Below are 15,572 nucleotides of genomic sequence, written 5' to 3'. Positions count from 1 at the left end.
TCGGCCTGATTGCCCTTGATTTCGAAGCGGCATCGTCATCGAGCCTCTGACCTTGTTCGACTTGTCGAACGACGTGCAGAGGAGGTGTGGCTGACCACCCTCAGGGTAGGACGTTTCATGACTTCAGATGCGAAGCGGTTCGAAGGACATCAGGAGGAAGGCTTGTCTGTCATGACCGCCCCTCAGCAGTCCGAACAGGTAACCGCACTTCTTTCTCCGGGTACCGAGGAGGACCTGTCCGGCCTCGGGACGACGTTGTCCGCGTCCGCCGAGGACATCACTCGCCCTGTGTTGTCGGCTGGGTATATCTCGATCCAGGGCCAGGCCTCTTTGCCTGCCGGGCAGCCTGCGGATTCGCAGACTGTCGAGGCTTTCGAAAGCCTTGAAAGAGATCTCGCCGAACTCGCCTCGGCCTGCTCAGGTCTGGGCTCCGTGGAGCCCGGCTGCTCCGAGACCACCGAGCCGCTGTCGATGACCGCAGGCGTTTCGTCTGCCGACCTTGCCATCTCCGAAGCAGAAACGGCCGCCATCCTGCTCGATTCGCTCCAGCTCCCGGCGCAAACAGCCGATCACGAATGCAATACCACTGACGCTGCAACCCTTTCGTCTAGCAGACAGCCAATTTCCCCCTTTTCCCACGAGGAACCCCTCACCATGAACGCTCAAGCACAAGCCGCCAACTCCGATGCCACGAATGCCCGGGTATCCGTGGAATCCGCTGTGGCTGCACGTCCGTCCTCAGCCATTGAAACCGACGGTGTCCTGCACGACGTGCAGTCCACCCTTGACTCGCTGGCGGGCATGGCCCACGGGCTGTCGCAGCAGAAGCTGGAAATCGTGAAGATGCGCGAGGCGCTCGAGGAGCGTCGCCTGGCGACACTCGAGCGTGAGCGTCAACTGGCCGAGCGGGAGGAGCGTCTGAGCCAGCAGGAACAGCGCCTGCAGGAAGAGAAGCAAGGTATCGAACGTGTCGCCGAGCAGAATGCCGCAGTGCTCGCCGACCGCAGCACCGCGCTGCAAGCCCTGGCGGAAACCGTGGACAGCCGCGACCGTGCCACCACCAAGCGCGCCGAGGTGTTGAGCCAGGAGCAGCAGAGCATCGACCGCCAATTGAACCAGATGCGTGCCCGCATTCAGGAGCTGGACGACCGCGAGACCGGCCTGCAGCGCCAGGGCGCCGAGCTGGCGGATCGCTTCAAGCAATTGCTCGATGCCAAGGAGCGCTTCGGTGCCATCGTCAAGGGATTCAACGAAACCGTACGCTTCAACACCACCTACAGCGCCATCAGCAAGACGGTGGGAACCGGGGCGGAAGAAGCCTGAGCCCGGAGCTGAATCGAAGAGAAGGAAAGCCCGGCATTGGCCGGGCTTTTTTGTTCAGGGTGATTACTTCAGCTGTAGCCAGATCGGTGCATGGTCGGACGGTTTTTCCATGCCGCGGATGTCGTAGTCCACGCCGGTATCGGCAATGCGTCCGCGCAGGCCCTCGGAGGCGAGGATCACGTCGATGCGCAGGCCGCGCTTGGGGGTGTCCTCGAAGCCACGGCTGCGGTAGTCGAACCAGCTGAAGCGGTCGTCCACGCTCGGGTTCTGCAAACGGAAACTGTCCACCAGGCCCCAGCCCTTGAGGCGCGCCAGCCATTCGCGTTCTTCCGGCAGGAAGCTGCACTTGCCGGTCTTCAGCCAGCGCTTGCGGTTCTCTTCGCCGATACCGATGTCGCAGTCTTCCGGCGAGATGTTGATGTCGCCCATCACCACCAGCGGCTGGTCGGGCTGGAAGCGGGTTTCCAGCAGGTCCTGCAGGTCGGCGTAGAAGCGTTGCTTGGCCGGGAATTTCACCGGATGGTCGCGGCTTTCGCCCTGGGGGAAGTAGCCGTTCATTACGGTGATCGGCTGGCCCTCGGCGTCCTTGAAGGTGCCCCAGATGAAGCGGCGCTGGGAGTCCTCGCCGTCATTCGGGAAGCCGCGCTGCAGCTCCAGCGGCTCCTGGCGGGAGAGCAGGGCGACGCCGTAGTGCCCCTTCTGGCCGTGATAATGCACGTGGTAGCCGAGGGCTTTTATTTCCTCGTGGGGGAACTGCTCGTCGGCGACCTTGGTTTCCTGCAGGCCGATCACATCGGGCTGGTGACGCTCGATGATGGCCTGCAGCTGATGGGGGCGGGCGCGCAAGCCATTGATGTTGAAAGAGACGATTTTCATCCCGGGCGTCCTGGCAAAAACAAGATGCTAGCTCAGGCCGGCGGGCCCTGGCGACCCCGGCGAGGCACTGCTAGGGTTTCGTGGCTGGGCCGCTAACCATAGGAACACACAACAAGAAGAGGCGTCCGCATGCCTGATACTCCCGCTGAAGTCCGTCTGCTGGACGGCAATTACAGTCGTGAAGTCCGCTCGTTGCTGTATCACGCCTACCGCCATGAACCCACCTTCGCCTACCTGTTCGAGTCCGACCGTGCCGGCTTCGATCAGCGTGTGCGGGCCACTATCCGCGAACTGGTCAACCAGCACTTTCTCGAGGAGCTGCCGTCCATCGGCCTGCTGATCGAGGACCGTCTGGTGGGCGTGGCCCTCGTCGTGCCGCCACAACGTCGTCTGGACGTGACCGAAAGCTGGTTCTGGCGCATGCGCATGCTGCTGACCACCGGTCTGGGCTGCACCCGGCGCTACCTGGACTATCACGCGGCCGTACTCGGCTGCCTGCCGCCCGGGCCCTATCACATCCTGCCGCTGATCGGCGTGCACCCTGAATTCCAGGGCAAGCGCCTGGGCGAGCAGTTGCTCGATGCACTGCACGCCTGGTGCGCTGAGGATGGCGGCTCGCAGGGGCTGGTGCTGGACACGGGGAATGCGCGCTATCTGGAGTTCTACCGGCGTCATGGTTACAAGGAGCTGGGGGAGGTAGCCCTGGGACCGATCCGCGAGCATGTGTTGTTTCATCCCAATGCCGGGCGCGAAGCAGCGACAGCATCTGTCGGATAGACCGGTCTTGAGTCGTTCAGACGTTTCCCACGCTCTGGAATAGGGCCGGGCGGGGAAAACCCGTGCTAGCATTTCGCGCCATGAGAGTTGTCCAAGGATTGCTTGGGCTGCTGCTGGTAATGGCCTTCTGCTTGCAGGCGGTACTGGCTGCCGAAGCCCAACTCGACGTTCGTATCACTCCCGCCAACACTGCGCTCAAGGCCAATATCGAGGCCTATGTGGGCAGTCTTGGCGAGCGTGATCAGGCGGCCCTGCAAAGATTCCGGCGCAATGCCGTGGAGCAGGCGCAAAAGGCCGCCCAGGCTTTGGGCTACTACCAGGCGCGCATCCGCGGCCGGGTGACCGATGACAAGGTGGCCACCCTGCGGATCAATGTCCGTCCCGGCGAACCCATTCACCTGCGCAACGTGACGGTGCGCGTCGATGGCCCGGCGGCCAAACTCAAGAGCTTCCGGGTGCCTGGCGGCGATGCCCTGAAGCCGGGTTCGCAGCTTAACCATGGCGCCTATGAGGACGCCAAGCGGCTGATCCAGAACCAGGCCTCGCGCTTCGGTTTCTTCCGTGGCCAGTTCACCCAGCAGCAACTGCGCATCGACCCCGAAGCCGGCGTGGCGGATATCGAACTGGTGTACGCCAGCGGTCCGCGCTACCGCCTGGGCAAAGTTGATTTCGCCGGCGACTTCCCCTTCGACGAAGACCTGCTGCAGCGCATGGTGCCGTTCAAGGAAGGCGCCGACTACGACTCCGAGCAGATCGCCGATCTCAACCAGGCGCTGCAGTCCAGCGGCTATTTCGATGGCGTGCGGGTGGATGCCGCACCGACCAACGCCGACGGTGAGGTGGTGCCGGTGCATGTCCATCTGGAAGCGCGCAAGCCGCGCACCATGGGCCTTGGCCTGGGCTTCTCGACCGACGTCGGGCCGCGTGCCAGGGCCACCTGGACCCGCCACTGGGTCAACCCGCAGGGCCACAGCCTGGGCTTCGAGGCGGAGGTCTCCGCGCCCCGGCAGAACGTCGGCGCCTGGTACGAGATCCCGCTGGACCCGCCACTCACTGACAAGCTGCGCTTCACCAGCGGCTACCAGTACGAAGACCTGGTGGACACCGAGAGCAAGCTGCTCACCCTCGGCGGCGAATGGCACCACAAACTCGACAGCGGCTGGCAGCGGGTTGTCTCGCTGAACTGGCAGCGTGAGGAGTACAAGCTGGGCGACGATTCGGGGCTGAGCAGTTTCCTGATGCCGGGCATCGGCTACTCGATCCTCGAAGCCGACAACAAGATCGACCCCGGCAAGGGCTATCGCCTGCAATTCGAAGTGAAGGGCGCCAAGGAAGGGTTGCTGGCGGACGCCGACGTCGCCCATATCAACGCCATGGCCAAGGGCGTGACCAGTTTCTGGGGAGGGCAGCGTTTGCTCGGACGTATCCAGGTCGGTGGCATCGCCACCAACGACTACAGCGCGATCCCGCCGTCGCTGCGTTTCTTCGCCGGCGGTGACCAGAGCGTGCGCGGCTATGACTACCAGACCCTGTCGCCGAAGAACTCCGACGGCGACCGTATCGGTGGCCGCTACATGGTCGCCGGCAGTGTCGAGTACCAGTACCCCATCGCCGAACGCTGGCGCATCGCGGCCTTCGTCGACCAGGGCAACTCGTTCAACTCGCTGGACTTCCCCTCGATCAAGACCGGCGTGGGGATCGGCATCCGCTGGATTTCCCCGGTCGGCCCGTTGCGTCTGGACCTGGCCGACGGCCTGGACGAGGACGGCGGACTCCGCATCCACTTCTCCATGGGCCCTGAGCTATGAGCCGCGCGGGCTGGATGCGCGCGCTGCGCTGGAGCCTGGGCGGCCTGCTCGGGCTGATCCTGCTGCTGGCTATTGCCATCGCCAGCCTGCTCGGCACGTCGGCAGGTAGCCGCGCGGTGCTGAGCTGGGTGCCCGGCCTGAGCGTCGAGGCATTCGACGGGCGCCTTGCGGGCGGCTTCAGCGCCAAGCGCCTGGAGTGGACCGATGGCGCGACCCACCTGGTGCTGGACCAGCCGCAGATCGACTGGTCGCCGGCCTGCCTGCTGCGTATGACTCTGTGCCTGCACACGGTCGTGGCCAACGAGGTGCTGCTGACCCTGCCACCGAGCGAGCCGAGCGAATCGTCCGGCCCCGTCGAACTGCCCGACCTGAGCCTGCCGCTGTCGCTGGAGCTGGGCGACATCCGCATCGGCCGCTTCCTGCTCGATGGCCAGGAACAGCTGCGCGACGCCGAGTTGGCCGCGCATTGGGACCATGAAGGTCTGCACATCGACTCGGTGAAGCTCGCCCGCGACGGCCTGAATCTGTCGCTCAAGGGCCTGCTCAAGCCGACCCAGGGTTGGGCGCTGGAAGCCGAAGGCACCCTCGGGCTGCCCGCACCGGGCGAACAGCCCTGGACCCTGCAGCTGCAGGCCAAGGGCGAGCTGATGGGCCATCTGAAGTTGCAGGCACAGAGCAGTGGCTACTTGAATGGCAAGCTGGAGGGTGACCTGCAACCACTGGCGGAGAACCTGCCGGCCACTGCGCTGGTCACCGCCGACGGCTTCAAGGCGGATGCCTCGCTGCCCGACACCCTGACGCTGAACCAGCTGCGCCTGACCGCCAGCGGCAACCTCAAGGACGGCTACCAGCTGGCCGGTGCCGCGCTGCTGCCCGCCGTGGAAAGCCCGGTGGTGCTGACCCTGCGCGGCCGCGTCGACGCCGAGGGCGCGGACATCGCCGCGCTCGACCTGAGTGCCGCCAAGGACCAGCGCGTGGCACTGACCGGCCGCCTCGACTGGAAGGACGCCTTCGCCGCCAACGCCCAACTCGACTGGCTGGACTTCCCCTGGCGCCGCCTGTACCCGGAAGTCGACGAGCCGCCGGTGAGCGTGCACACCTTCAAGGCCGAAGTGAGCTACAGCGACGGCGCTTACCTGGGCAACTTCGACGGCGCCTTCAAGGGGCCGGCTGGCGATTTCACCCTGGCCAGCCCAGTGTCGGGCAACCTTGCGGAAGTCTTCCTGCCGTCGCTGAAACTGGTGGCGGGGCAGGGCAAGGCCGAAGGGCACCTGAAGGTCGGTTTCGCCGACGTGGTGAGCTGGGACGCAGCGCTCGACCTGTCCGACCTCGACCCGGCCTATTGGCTGGAGGAAATGCCCGGCCGCCTCGGCGGGCCGCTGCGCAGCAAGGGCTCGCTCAAGGGTGAGGCGCTGAACCTCGATGCCAACCTCGACCTGCAGGGCCGCCTGCGCGGCCAGCCGGCCACCTTCAGGGCCAATGCCACGGCGGCGGGGCAGGCGTGGAAGGTCGAAGGCCTGGCGCTGCAACTGGGCGACAACCGCATCAGCGGCCAGGCCACGCTGGACCAGCGGCTGTCCGGTCGCCTCGACATCGCCTTGAATCGACTCGGCCAACTGTGGCCGCAACTGTTCGGTCGTCTCAATGGCCAGCTCGACCTGGCTGGCACGCTGCAGGCGCCGCAAGGGCAACTGAAGCTCGACGGCCAGCGCGTCGCCTACGCCGACCAGGGCCTGCGCACGCTGGACCTGACTGCCTCCCTCGACGCCGCCCAGCGCGGCCGGGTAAACCTGACAGCCCAGGGGCTGCACAGCGGCGACACGGATTTTGGCGTGCTCAAGCTGGACGGCAGCGGCGACCTCAAGCGCCAGCAGCTCGCCCTGAACCTGCAGGGCAAGCCGGTAGTGCTCGACCTCGGCCTGGACGGTAACTGGAACGGCAAGGACTGGCGCGGGCGTCTGGTAAAAGGTGACATCCAGAGCGGCGGCCAGGACTGGCGCCTGCAACAGCCGGCACGCCTGGAGCGGCTGGCGGACGGGCGCATCAACCTCGGCGCCCATTGTTGGGCGTCCGGGCCGGCCAGCCTGTGCATGGAAGACCAGCGGCTGATGCCCGACCCGCGGCTGCGCCTGCACCTGCGCGAATTCCCGTTGGACAGCCTGGCGCGCTGGCTGCCCGAGGACTTTGCCTGGAAGGGCAAGCTCGATGGCGACGTGCAACTCGACCTGCCCGCCAGCGGCCCCAACGGTTCCATCCTGATCAACGCCAACAACGGCACCCTGCGCATCAAGGAGCAGGAGGAGTGGGTCGATTTTCCCTACCAGCGCCTGCAACTGGAGAGCCGCCTGACGCCCCGGCGCATCGACACCAGCCTGCAGTTCCTCGGCGACAAGCTCGGCAGCCTGCAGGCCCAGGTCCAGCTCGACCCACGGCCGAAAACCAAGCCGGTGAACGGCACTTTCAGTCTCAAGGGACTGGATATTGCCATTGCCCGGCCGTTCGCGCCGATGGTGGAAACCCTCAAGGGTCAGCTCAATGGCAGCGGGCAGATCTCCGGTGGGCTGCTGGCGCCACGGGTGGATGGCGAGTTGCGCCTGAATGACGGTGAAATCTCCGGTGGCGACCTGCCGACCCGTTTCGAGCGCTTGCAGGTCACGGCGCGAATCGCCGGCGAGCAGGTCGACCTGAGCGGTGACTGGAAGGCCGGAGAGCATGGCAACGGCAGCCTGTCCGGGCGCATCGCCTGGGCCAGCGGCCTGGATGTCGACGTGAAGCTGCATGGCAACCGCCTGCCGGTGACCGTGGAGCCCTACGCCAACCTCGAAGTCGAACCGGACCTCGCCGTGCAGATGGTCGGTGAAAAACTCGCGATTTCCGGCTCGGTGCAGGTGCCGCGCGGCGCCATCATCCTTCGCCAGCTGCCGCCGTCCACGGTCAAGGTGTCCGACGACACTGTGATCGTGGGCGCGAAGCAGGAGCCGAAAAGCGCCCTGGCGCTGAACATGGACATCGACGTCAGCGTGGGTAGCGACAAGCTGACCTTCAGCGGCTTCGGCCTGAACGCGGAACTGGCGGGGCAGGTGCACATTGGTGACAACCTGGATACCCGTGGCGAGCTGCGCCTGAACAACGGCCGCTACCGCGCCTACGGCCAGAAGCTGACCATCCGTCGTGCGCGCCTGCTGTTCGCCGGGCCCATCGACCAGCCGTTCCTCGACGTCGAGGCGATCCGCAAGGTCGACGACGTGGTCGCCGGCCTGCGCCTGACCGGCAACGCCGAGCAGCCGCGCAGCGAGGTGTTCTCCGAGCCCGCCATGAGCCAGCAACAGGCGCTGTCCTACCTGGTGCTGGGCCGGCCGATGTCCAGCGGCGAAGACAGCAACATGCTTGGCGAAGCGGCCCTGGCGCTTGGCCTTGCCGGTAGCGCGCCGCTCACCGGCGAGGTGGCCCAGCGCCTGGGTATTCAGGATTTCCAACTGGACACCGAAGGCACCGGCAACAGCACCAGCGTGGTCGCCAGCGGCCAGCTCTCCGACCGCCTCAGCCTGCGTTATGGCGTGGGTGTGTTCGAGCCGGCCAATACCATCGCGCTGCGCTACCTGCTGAGCAAGAAGGTCTACCTGGAGGCCGCCAGCGGCCTGGCCAGCTCGTTGGACATCTTCTACAAGCGCGACTTCTGAGGCGGTCGTGCTTTTCGTGGGAGCGAGCTTGCCCGCGAACCTCGTTATCCGCCGCAGCCGTGCATGACGCCTGAGGCGCTATGCGCTTTACGATCTCTGCAGACATGCCGCCCCTGGCGCTGCGCCAGCCTTCATGGCGCCTTAAGGTACTCGGCACAGACTCCCCCCGCCGCCGGACGATGTGCGCACAAGGGGAAAGTCATCATGCGCCTGGACCTCATCAGGACCCACCTGCTCGAATTCATCAACAAGGGCTTCCCGGCCCGTCAACTGCGCCGGTTGGCCGCGCGCGACCTGCTGCGTGGCTCCGCCGCCGGGCGCAAGGCGCCCAATGCGCTGACTTCGGTCCTGCTGGAGTGGTCCGCGTTGGAGCCGGCCTCGGTGCTGGAACGCCTGGAAAGCCGGCGTGAAGGCCTGAGCGAGAGCGAGGCGCAAGAGCGCCGCCAGCGCGACGGGTTGAACGAGGTGGACCAGGACCGGCCAATCAGCGCCTGGATGCACCTGTGGTACTGCTACTGCAATCCCTTCAACCTGCTGCTCACTGTGCTGGCGACCATTTCCTGGTTCACCGAGGACGTCGAGGCCGCCGTGGTGATCGGCAGCATGGTGGGTATTTCCACGCTGCTGCGCTTTATCCAGGAGAAGCGCTCCAACCGCGCCGCCGAGAAGCTCAAGGCGATGGTCAGCAACACCGCCACGGTGTTCCGCAGCGCCGAAGGTGATGGCCCCGCGTTGCGGGTGGAAGTGCCGATCCGAGAACTGGTGCCGGGCGATGTGCTGTGGCTGTCGGCCGGCGACATGGTGCCGGCGGATGTGCGCCTGCTCAGCGCCAAGGACCTGTTCGTCGGCCAGGCCGCGCTCACAGGGGAATCCCTGCCGGTGGAGAAATTCGCCCAGCTGCGCGACGCCCGTCAGGGTAATCCGCTGGAGCGCGACAGCCTGTGCTTCATGGGCACCACGGTGGTCAGCGGCTCTGCCCTGGCCGTGGTGATCGGCACGGGTACGCGCACCTACTTCGGCTCCCTCGCCGAGCGGGTGATCGCCAGCGACCCGACGCCGACGGCCTTCCAGACCGGCGTCAACCGCGTCAGCTGGCTGCTGATCCGCTTCATGCTGGTGATGGCGCCGGTGGTGCTGCTGATCAACGGCTTCACCAAGGGCGATTGGCTGGAGGCGTCATTGTTCGCGCTGTCCATCGCCGTCGGCCTGACCCCGGAAATGCTCCCGATGATCGTCACCTCGACCCTGGCCAAGGGCGCGGTGGTGCTCAGCCGCCGCAAGGTGATCGTCAAGCGCCTGGACGCCATCCAGAACTTCGGCGCGATGGACATCCTCTGCACCGACAAGACCGGCACCCTGACCCAGGACCGCATCGTCCTCGAGCGCCACACCGACGCCTTCGGCCAGGTGCAGGACCGTGTGCTGCAACTGGCCTTCCTCAACAGCCACTACCAGACCGGCCTGAAGAACCTGCTGGATGTCGCGGTGCTCGAACACGTCGAATTGCGCCATGCACTGAAGGTGGACAGCCGTTTCCGCAAGCTCGACGAGATTCCCTTCGACTTCGCCCGCCGGCGCATGTCGGTGGTGGTCAGCGAACGCGAGGACAACCACCTGCTGATCTGCAAGGGCGCGCTGGAAGAGGTGCTGGCGGTCTGCGAAACAGTAGAGACTGCCGGGGGCATCGAGCCGCTGACCGGCGCGCGCCTGGAGAGCATCCGTGCGGTGGCCGACGGGCTCAACCAGGAAGGCCTGCGGGTGGTCGCCGTGGCCACCCGCGAGCTGCCACCCACCCGCGACATCTACGGCGTGGCAGACGAAAGCGGGCTGTGCCTCGCTGGCTACATCGCCTTCCTCGATCCGCCCAAGGAAACCACCGCGCCGGCCCTGCGCGCCCTGGCGGAGAACGGCGTGGCGGTGAAGGTGCTGACCGGCGATAACGAACGGGTGAGCCTGAAGGTCTGCCGTGATGTAGGGCTGGTGGTCGAAGGCGTGCTGCTCGGCCCGCAGCTGGACGAGCTGGACGATGCCGTGCTGGGCGAACTGGCCGAACGCACCACGCTGTTCGCCAAGCTCACCCCCAGCCACAAGGAGCGCCTGGTGCGCGTGCTGCGCGAGCGCGGGCATGTGGTCGGCTTCCTCGGTGACGGCATCAACGACGCACCGGCGCTGCGCACGGCGGATATCGGCATCTCGGTGGATTCGGCGGTGGACATCGCCAAAGAGGCCGCTGACCTGATCCTCCTGGAAAAAAGCCTGATGGTCCTGGAGGAGGGCGTGATCGAAGGGCGCCGTACCTTCGCCAACATGCTCAAGTACATCCGCATGACCGCCAGCTCCAACTTCGGCAACGTGTTCAGCGTGCTGGTGGCCAGCGCCTTCATTCCCTTCCTGCCGATGCTGCCGCTGCAACTGCTGGTGCAGAACCTGCTCTATGACCTGTCGCAGATCGCCATTCCCTTCGACCACGTCGACGACGAGCTGCTGCGCCAGCCGCAGCAGTGGAACCCGGACGGCCTGGGGCGCTTCATGGTGTTCTTCGGGCCGATCAGTTCGATCTTCGACATCGCCACCTTCCTCGTGCTCTGGCACGTGTTCGGCGCAAATTCTCCGGCGCAGCAGACGCTGTTCCAGTCCGGCTGGTTCGTCGAGGGGCTGATCTCGCAACTGCTGGTGGTGCACATGATCCGCACCCGGCGCATTCCCTTCCTGCAGAGCCGCGCCGCCTGGCCGCTGCTGGGTATGACCCTGGCGATCGTCGCGGTGGCGATCTTCCTGCCCATGGGGCCGCTGGCGCATTCGTTCCGCATGGAGGCACTGCCGCTGGGTTACTGGCCTTGGCTGGCGGCGATCCTGCTGGGCTACATGGCGCTGACCCAGGCGGTGAAGGGCTGGTTCACCCGGCGCTACGGCTGGCAATGACGCGGGCCAGCCGGCGAGAGGCGACAGTGGCTCAGGGGCGGATGGTTTCCTGGGACGAAATCGCGTGCCATTGCCCGTTGTGTTTGCTGTAGACATCGGTGAAGACCACCGCCACGGGGCTCGCCGATATGTCCATATGTACTGTGTTGGTGCCGGTCACCACGGCCATGTCACCGTGCAGCCGGACGATGAGCCCGGACAGGGTCTGGCTGGCGCCGGCTGGAAGGGGCCTGGCACTGAGCACGGTGCTCTTGTCACGGATAACGCCCTGGACATTGATGTTGACGAAGGCATCGTCAAGCAGGTGACGAATGAATGCACTGTCTCCTTTGGCGCTGGCATCCACCCACTGTTGTTCAAGGGTCAGGATCTGTTCCTCGTCGCTGTTGGCCCAGGCCGTGCTGACCAGGCCACCCGCCACGAGCAGGGCAAGGCCGATGGATCGAAGCATTTTCACTGTCAGTCTCCTTTATCTGCTGGAGTCGTTCGCGCTATCACCGCGCCCGGCGGTGAGTTCGCGGCAGTCTAGGGAGGCTGTTGTTCGGGTGGTGTAGGAAAAATCCCTGATGTCCTACTCCATTTTCTAGTGTTGGTCGCGCGGGACCGAAACCCGACTTCGCTGGCGCCACCGCGCCAGGATCAGCGACGCCGACATCCCTTCCGGGAGGGCGCGGCGGCCCGTTCTCGCCAGTGGATTCACTTGCCGCTGGTAACACGGGCGTCCTGTTCAATACACTCCGGTCATCCGTCTTCTCCCGCTGTGAGTCGTGAACTTGCCGTCGCAAGCCCTTCGCCTGCCGTTGTTCCCGCATGTGCGCCTCAAGCGCCTGGCCCTGTTGAGCCTGGTGCTGGCCAGCCTGCCGCTGGCCGCCTGTGAAAAGACCCTGCGCTGGGATGACGACCCGCCCTTCAGCATGCAACTGCCCAATGGCAGTGTCGGCGGCCTCTACGTCGAGCTGAACCGGGAAGTGCTGGAACGTCTCGGTTGCCAGGTGCGAATGGTCAAGCTGCCCTGGGCGCGGGCACTCAAGGAGCTGGAACTGGGCCGCCTTGACGTGCTGCCCGGTGCCTTCCGCAATCCCGAACGCGAGGTCTACGCCTGGTTCTCCGGCACCGTGCTGCCGCCCTCGCGCAATATCCTCTTCGTCCGTCGCGGCCTGCCCCAGCGCGACAGCCTGCAGCAGCTTGCCGATTTGCCCGGCAGCGACTTCCGCCTCGGCGCGCAGATCGACGTGTCCTATGGCGAACCCTACCGCCAGCTGATGGCCGATCCGGATTACGCCGCGCGGGTGTTCTTCAACCCCAGCCGCAGCAACCTCTGGCACATGGTCGACAAGGGTCGCATCGACGGCATCATTGCCGACGAGCACAGCGGCCAGTACGAACTGCAGCAACTGGGCCTGGCCAAGCGCATCGTACCCACGGGCGTGGTGGTGTCAGCGGAGTCGGCGGAAGTCGCCTTCAGCAAGCGCACCCAGGACGAGGATTTCGTCCGTCGCTATGCACAGACGTTCAAGACGCTGGTGGACGAGGGCGAGGACCGGCGCATCCTGCAGCACTACGTCAGCAACTGAGCGTATTTGAGCTCAGGGCTCGCGCCAGAGGTTGGTGCGACGCGCTTTCGCTTCGTGTTCCTCGAACTGATACTGGCCGACTTCCTCGGGCGTCTGCGCGTCGCTCTGCCGCCAGCGCGCCAGGCCGATGCTCAACTGCGCGCGACCGATATCCAGGGTATGACCGCAGTTCGGGCACTCCGCCGGGGTAACCCAGACTGCTGCGCGCAGGCTGCCGTCGGATTGCTGCTCGGCGTGCTTGAGCGTGGCGCTCTTGCCCAGGGCGAGCTGCACCAGGGCGGCGCGGGAGCGCTGGCCGAAGGGTTGCTCCAGCTCCGGGGCGGTGATGCCGCGCAGGTGGATGGTGGTGTCGCTGCCGTCCGCGCGCTGACAGGTCAACTGGTCGCCGCTGAACACGGCCGTCACCTGGCATTCCTCGTCCGCGTGGGCGGCGAGGGGCAGGAAGGAAAGTACGAGCAGTGCGGCGGGAACGAATCGCATGAAGCCTCCGGTGGACCCCGTCAGCATAACCGCTGCGAGCGTCCACCGGAGCCCCGGTGCAGAGCTTTTACTGGATCAGCGCCATCACCTGTTCGCTGTAGCGCCCGCCGGCGGCTGCGCCGGTCGGGAAGATCGCGTCCAGCTCCAGCAGCTCCGCCTTCGTCAGCGCCAGATCCACGGCGGCGACATTCTCTTCCAGGTATTTGCGCTGCTTGGTGCCGGGGATCGGCACCAGGTGCTCGCCCTGGGCCAGCACCCAGGCCAGCGCCAGTTGCGAGGGCTTCACTCCGCGGGTGGCGGCCAGCTCGGCGACCTTGTCCACCAACTGCAGGTTCTTCGCAAAGTTGTCCCCGGTGAAGCGCGGGCTGGAGCGCCGGTAGTCGTCCTCGGCGAAATCATCCGGGCTCTTCAGCGCGCCGGTGAGGAAGCCGCGGCCCAGCGGGCTGTAGGGCACGAAGCCGACACCCAGGCGTTCGCAGGCAGCCAGCACGCCGTTCTCCTCCGGGTCGCGGGTCCACAGCGAATACTCGCTCTGCAGCGCGGTGATCGGGTGGACCTGGTGCGCGCGCTCCAGCGTATCCGCTGAGGCTTCACTCAGACCCAGGTAACGCACCTTGCCGGCCTTCACCAGCTCGGCCAGGGCGCCGACGGTTTCCTCGATGGGCACCCTGGGGTCGACGCGGTGCTGGTAGTAGAGGTCGATGTGGTCGGTGCCCAGCCGTTTCAGGCTGCCTTCCACGGCCTGGCGGATGTACTCCGGGCTGCCGTTGGCGCCGCGCACCTGCGGCTGGTCCGGGGTGCGCACGATGCCGAACTTGGTGGCGAGGAAGACCTGCTCGCGCTTGCCTTTCAGGGCGCGGCCGAGCAGTTCCTCGTTGGTGTGCGGGCCGTAGATGTCAGCGGTGTCGAGCAGGGTGACGCCCAGCTCCAGCGCACGGTGCAGGGTGGCGATGGATTCGGCTTCGTTGCTGCCGGTGGTGTAGAAGTCGGACATGCCCATGCAGCCGAGGCCGATGGCAGAGACGACGGGGCCTTGCGAGCCCAGGCGACGGGTCTTCATGCGGGATTCTCCGGGGTGGGGAAAGGGGCAGGACCATTCTTGTTGTTTGCCGGGCATGGATAAACCGGCAGATTGCGGTTTAACTATTCGGCCTGGATGAATAGTCGGAGTGCGCCATGGACCGCTTGCAGGCCATGCAGGTCTACACCCGCATCGTCGAACTCAAGGCCTTCGGCAAGGCGGCGGACAGCCTGCAACTGCCGCGCGCCAGCGTGACCCAGCTGATCCAGCAGTTGGAGACGCACCTGGGCGTGCAACTGCTGCGCCGCACCACGCGGCAGGTGAGCGTCACCGCCGACGGCCAGGCTTACTACGAGCGCTGCGTGCGCCTGCTGGAAGACCTGGAGGAGGCCGAGAACTGCTTCTCCGACTCACCCGACAACCCCCGCGGCAAGCTGCGCATCGACCTGCCCAGCTCGCTGGGACGGCTGGTGGTGATCCCGGCATTGCCGGCGTTCTGCCGGCGCTACCCGCAGATCGAACTGGAACTGAGCCTGAATGACCGCCAGGTGGACCTGGTGCGCGAAGGTGTGGATTGCGTGTTGCGCGCGGGCGAGCTGCCGGATTCCAGCCTGGTCGGTCGGCGCATCGCCGAGCTGGAGCAACTGACCTGCGTGAGCCGCACCTATGTGCAGGAGTTCGGCCTGCCCGAGCACCCGGAACAGCTCGAAGGGCACTTGGCGGTGGACTATCAGTCGGCATCCAGCGGGCGCATCTTCGACCTGGAGTTCCGCTTCGACGGCCAGCTGTGCACCCAGCGGCTGCCCAGCCGGATCACGGTGAACAACGCCGACGCCTATATCGCCGCCTGCCGTGCCGGCTTCGGCATGATCCAGGCGCCGCGCTACCACCTGCGTGAGGGCCTCGCCAGCGGCGAACTGGTGGAAGTGCTGCGCGCCTGGCAGCCGCCGCCACTGCCGGTCAGCGTGCTGTATCCGGTGCGCCGGCAGATGTCGCGGCGCCTGCGGGTGTTCTCCGATTGGCTCGGCGGCTTGTTCGCGGCCGGCATCGACTGAGCTGTCGCTCGTCGGAAAGGCGCTGGACGCGGGGGGCGGCGTCACCGCGCTGGCTA

At 65.9% G+C, this 15,572-nt stretch carries 11 protein-coding genes; 7 read left to right on the top strand and 4 right to left on the bottom strand.

Features of this window, described 5'->3' with window-relative positions; all coding sequences use genetic code 11:
- Nucleotides 1-117 precede the first annotated feature (117 nt).
- Nucleotides 118-1,323, top strand: a complete 1,206-nt coding sequence (locus tag CTR55_RS04680) for a hypothetical protein (protein WP_296284380.1) — start codon at nt 118-120, stop codon at nt 1,321-1,323.
- Nucleotides 1,324-1,386: 63 nt separating this feature from the next.
- On the opposite strand, the gene xthA is transcribed toward CTR55_RS04680, so the two are convergent.
- A complete protein-coding gene (gene xthA / locus CTR55_RS04675; RefSeq protein ID WP_296284379.1) occupies nt 1,387-2,199 on the bottom strand; it encodes an exodeoxyribonuclease III in 813 nt (270 codons plus the stop codon).
- A 129-nt stretch (nt 2,200-2,328) separates the two neighbouring features.
- On the opposite strand from xthA, the gene CTR55_RS04670 reads away from it, so the two are divergent.
- The 4 genes from CTR55_RS04670 to mgtA all read left to right on the top strand — a co-directional run bounded on the left by CTR55_RS04670 (nt 2,329) and on the right by mgtA (nt 11,386).
- The gene (locus CTR55_RS04670; protein ID WP_296284378.1) at nt 2,329-2,976 is read left to right on the top strand and encodes a GNAT family N-acetyltransferase; all 648 of its coding nucleotides are present in this window, start codon (nt 2,329-2,331) and stop codon (nt 2,974-2,976) included.
- A gap of 119 nt (nt 2,977-3,095) precedes the next feature.
- Nucleotides 3,096-4,784, top strand: coding sequence for an autotransporter assembly complex family protein (locus CTR55_RS04665; RefSeq protein WP_296284402.1), 1,689 nt, complete (start codon nt 3,096-3,098; stop codon nt 4,782-4,784).
- A 14-nt stretch (nt 4,785-4,798) separates the two neighbouring features.
- Nucleotides 4,799-8,464 carry a translocation/assembly module TamB domain-containing protein gene (locus tag CTR55_RS04660; protein ID WP_296284401.1) on the top strand — a complete coding sequence of 1,222 codons (3,666 nt, stop codon included), beginning with the start codon at nt 4,799-4,801 and terminating at the stop codon, nt 8,462-8,464.
- Between the two features lie 204 nt (nt 8,465-8,668).
- Nucleotides 8,669-11,386 carry a magnesium-translocating P-type ATPase gene (mgtA, locus tag CTR55_RS04655; protein WP_296284377.1) on the top strand — a complete coding sequence of 906 codons (2,718 nt, stop codon included), beginning with the start codon at nt 8,669-8,671 and terminating at the stop codon, nt 11,384-11,386.
- 31 nt (nt 11,387-11,417) lie between these two features.
- Here the strand turns inward: mgtA and CTR55_RS04650 are convergent, their stop codons facing one another.
- Nucleotides 11,418-11,837, bottom strand: a complete 420-nt coding sequence (locus tag CTR55_RS04650; protein ID WP_296284376.1) for a nuclear transport factor 2 family protein — start codon at nt 11,835-11,837, stop codon at nt 11,418-11,420.
- 316 nt (nt 11,838-12,153) lie between these two features.
- Between CTR55_RS04650 and CTR55_RS04645 the strand changes: the two genes are divergently transcribed.
- Nucleotides 12,154-12,960, top strand: coding sequence for a transporter substrate-binding domain-containing protein (locus CTR55_RS04645; RefSeq protein WP_296284375.1), 807 nt, complete (start codon nt 12,154-12,156; stop codon nt 12,958-12,960).
- A 12-nt stretch (nt 12,961-12,972) separates the two neighbouring features.
- Here the strand turns inward: CTR55_RS04645 and CTR55_RS04640 are convergent, their stop codons facing one another.
- Together CTR55_RS04640 and CTR55_RS04635 are read right to left on the bottom strand one after the other, a co-directional pair.
- Nucleotides 12,973-13,440 (bottom strand): thermonuclease family protein, encoded by a 468-nt coding sequence (locus CTR55_RS04640; protein ID WP_296284374.1) that lies wholly within the window; start codon nt 13,438-13,440, stop codon nt 12,973-12,975.
- Between the two features lie 67 nt (nt 13,441-13,507).
- Entirely contained in the window at nt 13,508-14,500 is a 993-nt protein-coding gene (locus CTR55_RS04635) for an aldo/keto reductase (protein WP_296284373.1), read from the bottom strand.
- Between the two features lie 116 nt (nt 14,501-14,616).
- Between CTR55_RS04635 and CTR55_RS04630 the strand changes: the two genes are divergently transcribed.
- Nucleotides 14,617-15,516 (top strand): LysR family transcriptional regulator, encoded by a 900-nt coding sequence (locus CTR55_RS04630; protein ID WP_296284372.1) that lies wholly within the window; start codon nt 14,617-14,619, stop codon nt 15,514-15,516.
- The last annotated feature ends 56 nt before the right edge of the window (nt 15,517-15,572 follow it).

Source organism: Pseudomonas sp., from assembly GCF_002796985.1.
In the GTDB taxonomy this organism is placed as follows: domain Bacteria; phylum Pseudomonadota; class Gammaproteobacteria; order Pseudomonadales; family Pseudomonadaceae; genus Pseudomonas.
This window is presented reverse-complemented; position numbering and strand designations above follow the sequence as displayed.